At 59.5% G+C, this 4,238-nt stretch carries 4 protein-coding genes; 3 read left to right on the top strand and 1 reads right to left on the bottom strand.

Going from position 1 to position 4,238, the window contains the following annotated elements:
* A partial coding sequence (locus tag VGE80_RS20360) for a TIGR00730 family Rossman fold protein (RefSeq protein WP_440593934.1) occupies positions 1-545 on the bottom strand: 545 nt, incomplete at its 3' end.
* Positions 546-1,133: 588 nt separating this feature from the next.
* On the opposite strand from VGE80_RS20360, the gene VGE80_RS20365 reads away from it, so the two are divergent.
* The 3 genes from VGE80_RS20365 to infC all read left to right on the top strand — a co-directional run.
* A complete protein-coding gene (locus VGE80_RS20365; RefSeq protein ID WP_440593935.1) occupies positions 1,134-2,393 on the top strand; it encodes a glutamate-5-semialdehyde dehydrogenase in 1,260 nt (419 codons plus the stop codon).
* Between the two features lie 297 nt (positions 2,394-2,690).
* Positions 2,691-3,665: a FliM/FliN family flagellar motor switch protein gene (locus tag VGE80_RS20370; RefSeq protein ID WP_440593936.1), complete on the top strand. Its 975-nt coding sequence runs from the start codon at positions 2,691-2,693 to the stop codon at positions 3,663-3,665.
* A gap of 48 nt (positions 3,666-3,713) precedes the next feature.
* Positions 3,714-4,238 (top strand): translation initiation factor IF-3 (gene infC, locus VGE80_RS20375; RefSeq protein ID WP_440593937.1); only part of this gene is annotated, 525 nt, incomplete at its 3' end.

Consider the following 4,238-nt stretch of genomic DNA (forward strand, 5'->3'; position numbering starts at 1 on the left):
CGTTCTTCCACGGCCCGCGACATCATTTCAATCAGGGGATCGAAGTAGCCGCGCGTATTCACCAGGACGATCGGGTTCAGGTACAGCCCCAGCCGCTTCAGCGTGATCGCTTCGAACAGTTCTTCCAGCGTCCCTGATCCACCGGGGAGGGCGACGACCGCCTGACTTTGCGACAGCATGATGTGCTTTCGCGTTCGCATGTCTTCGACTCGCAGCAGCTCCGTAATGCCGGAATGCCCCCATTCCAGCTCCATCATAAAGTGCGGGATGACTCCGACCACCCGTCCGTTACGGCTGAGGGCTCCATCGGCCACGGCCCCCATCGAACCCGCTCCGCCGCCGCCGTAAATGATCGAGCAACCTCCTTCGGCCAGCAGTTCCCCCAGCCGATAGGCACTGGCGTGGTAGTCGGGATGACAGGCGCGGCTGGAGGCACAATAGACGCAGACGGTTGGACCGGCGTTCGGCAGATCGGTTCTGAGGAGGGTCTCGGTCGAGACGTAGGTGAACGAAGAGGTTTCCGCAGGGAGGTTGGGCGCCGGCATGTGCTCTTTCCGAGAAGGTTTTCCTGACTTGAGTTTGGGCGAGAGGTTCAGGTACGCGCAGAATACCGGCTGGCGGCGGGTTTGTCTTTGGCCGCGATTGTCGGGGGAACGGGTTGCGGGGGGGATTTCCTGTCGCAGAGCGACAGGTCTACTTTGGGCGAGAGGGGGGGGCATGCAACTGCTCGGACGTCTTCGCCGAGCAGTGCTCGTTCTGGTTCGTTCAATAGTGCTCGTTCTGGTTCGTGCGGCGGAGCACTGCGTCAGAGAGGACTCTGACACAGTGGCATGGGACAGTGGCATTCGGCAGTGACATGGGACGGGGGAGGGCGACTGTGGGGGCTGAGCGTTTGGAGTGACCCTTTTGTTTGGTCGATGCTTTCCAGGTGCCTGCATCGGCGTGCTGGAGATTGTGCCTCTTGTTGCAGGGCAACCCGGACGTTTGTTGCTGAGCAACCCAGACGTCCAGAGCGACGTCTGGGGCACCCAATGCGATGCCGCCCCACGTGGTGAGACGGGTCGGCGGGAGACATGCGATTGACGCTTGGGGGGGACGGGGCGATACTTGAGGACTTCATAAGGGGAGTCCGAATGTCAGAGTGGGTAGAGTACGCTGATCAACTTACGAAACAGGCTCGTCAGGCCTCGCGTCAGTTGGCCTTGGTGAGTGGTGCACAGAAGCAGCGGTGGCTGCATCGCGCCGCCGAATTGTTAGTTGTTCGTGCCGAAGAAGTTGTGGCGGCCAATCAACGAGATCTCGAGGCCGCTCCGGGTTACGGACTGAACGCCGCCGCGATCGACCGGCTGAAGCTGACGCCGCAGCGACTGAAATCCGTCGCCGCCGCTCTGGCCGATGTCGCGTTGCTGCCGGACCCGATCGGCGAAGTGATCGATTCGACCGTCCGTCCGAACGGGCTGAGTGTTAATCGGGTCCGTGTCCCGCTGGGTGTCGTCTTCTTCATCTACGAGTCGCGTCCGAATGTGACGATCGACGCCGCCTCGCTCTGCCTGAAGAGCGGCAATGCGGTGATCCTGCGGGGTGGGAAAGAGGCGCTGCACAGTAACCTGGCGCTGCACCGGATTCTGACCGACGCTCTGATCGAAACAGGTCTCCCCGAGCATGCGGTCCAACTGGTGCAGACGACCGAGCGTGCTGTCGTGGGAGAATTGCTGAAACGGGGCGACCGGATCGACGTGACGATTCCTCGCGGCGGAAAATCGCTGATTGAGCGGGTCGTCAACGAAGCGACGATGCCCGTGATCAAGCACTTTGACGGGATCTGCCACGTCTACGTCGATGAGTCGGCCGATTTCGATATGGCTCTGGCGATTCTCAAAAACAGCAAGTGTCAGCGTCCCGGTGTCTGCAACGCGGCAGAATGTCTGCTGGTCCATGCGGCGATCGCCGAGACGTTCCTTCCCAAAGCGGCTGCCATGCTGCACGCGGAAAAAGTGGAAATGCGCGGCTGTCCCCGGACCTGCCGTCTGATTCCCACCGCCAAACCGGCGACCGATGCCGATTTCCGGACGGAATATCTGGATCTGATCCTGTCGATCAAGGTTGTCGACGACCTGACCGCCGCGATCGATCACATCGACGCCTATGGATCTCATCACACGGAAACGATCGTCACCACCAATCTCCCCGCCGCCATGCGGTTCACGGCGGAAGTCGATTCCGCTGGAGTGATTGTGAACGCCAGCACCCGTTTCAATGACGGGGGGGAGTTCGGGCTGGGTGCCGAGATTGGCATTTCGACGGATAAGTTCCACGCACGGGGCCCCTGCGGACTGCGTGAGCTGACCAGCTATAAATGGGTGGCGTACGGCACAGGACAAATTCGGGAATAGCTGCGGCGTGAGGTGCTTCGGGTAAGAAAACGGGGATCAGCCGGAAACAGCGAATCCCCGGGGACTGAGCAGTCGATAACCGGAGTGAACACGCTGTTCGGAGTAAGCTCAGAGCGAAGTTCACAGAACGGGTCCCACAGGAAAACCGCCTGAAGGACTCGCCATAACGGATGGAATTCCGAGTCGATTCGTCAACCGGGCTGATACGCCACTTCCTGCTGCGGCACGCTTTTTTCGTGCGAGTTTTTTGTTCGAGCGTTTTTCGATCGAGCTTTCTTCGTTCGAGGGAGTCCAGGGATGGACAACAACGTGAATCACTCGACCGCCGGCGTGCCACGTCCGGGACAGGCGGGGTCTCGGCCCCCTGCGTCCACCCAGCGCGTTTCGGGGCCTGAAGTGGAAACACGTCCCTACGACTTTGAACACCCCGTCCCGCTGAGAGCTCAGCAACTGGACGCATTGCGACTGGCGACGGCCGGGGCCTGTGATTCCCTGCAGCGCGCCCTGACGCAACTGCTGCGGCATCCGGTGGGGATCGAGTTTCTGTCGGTGGAACAGTCGACTTATCGAGACTACCTGACGGCGTCGGACGAACCAACCTGCCTGGGAGTGTTCGCACCGGCGGATTCTACCGAAGTCTGGTTACTCGACACAAATCGGTGTCTCGCCTTTACGATGATCGACTGCTTACTCGGCGGGGTGGTGTCGGGTGTGACGCTGTCGCGACCGTTTACGGCGGTCGAAACGCACGTGATTCAGAAAGCACTCAGCACCATTCTGCGGGAACTGACGGCCGACTTTCTGCCGACGGCCCCGCTGCCGATGACCCGACTGATTTCGGACGGCAGCCTGATTGCGGAAGCGGGGTCGAACGCGGCGGTCGCACTGGTGAGCCTGGAGGTGGTGATCGGTCCGAGCCGGGGACTGGTGCAGCTTTGTGTTCCGTGGAAGCGGGTGCCGCATGTCTCTGTTTTACTACAGGAAACGGAGCGCGGCTCGAACGAGCGAATGCGGGTGGCGGCAGGGAAAGTCCGGGTGCAGGTCTCGGCACGACTGGCGCAACTCAAACTGTCCACTCGCGACGTGGCAAATTTGTGTGCTGGCGACTTACTGCTGACCGACAATCCTGTCACGGGGGAAATCAGCCTGATGATCGACGAACACGAACTGTTTCGGGGGACGACCGGGCAGAGCCATAACCGGAGAAGTCTGGTCATTACAACGTCTGTCGGAACAACTCGGGGAGTCAGAACGCCGCCCGAGGGGACTTAGTCGTGCGGACTGAGGAAAACTCAAGCGGTTGAAACGACTTCTTGACGGTTGACGATTATCGGGCTAATACTATGTGATTCCCTAAACTTACGTTCCGGATGCCGCCGGACCATTTCAGAACACTCACAGGAGTACGCAGCAATCGAAACAACGCATCGAATTAACGACCAGATTCGTCTCTCACCGATTCGAGTGGTCGATCAAAATGGAACAATGTTGGGTGTCATTCCCACATCGGAAGCGATGAGAACAGCGATGGACGCTGGCCTGGATCTTGTTGAAGTCGCCCCCAACGAGCGTCCGCCTGTCTGTCGGATTATGGACTACGGCAAGTTCAAGTACGAACAGAAGCGTAAAGCGGCCAACTCTGCCAAGCAGCATCAGGTTCAACTGAAAGAGATCCGCCTTCGCCCGAAGACCGGTGAGCACGACATTGACTTCAAGGTGAAGCAGGCTCGTGAGTTCCTGGTCCACAAAGACAAAGTCAAATTCAACGTCCAGTTCAAGGGACGCGAAAACGCGCACCATGACCGGGGTCGTGAAATGCTGGCGACGATCATTGAGCAGCTTCAA

Source organism: Schlesneria sp., assembly GCF_036405755.1.
In the GTDB taxonomy this organism is placed as follows: domain Bacteria; phylum Planctomycetota; class Planctomycetia; order Planctomycetales; family Planctomycetaceae; genus Schlesneria; species Schlesneria sphaerica.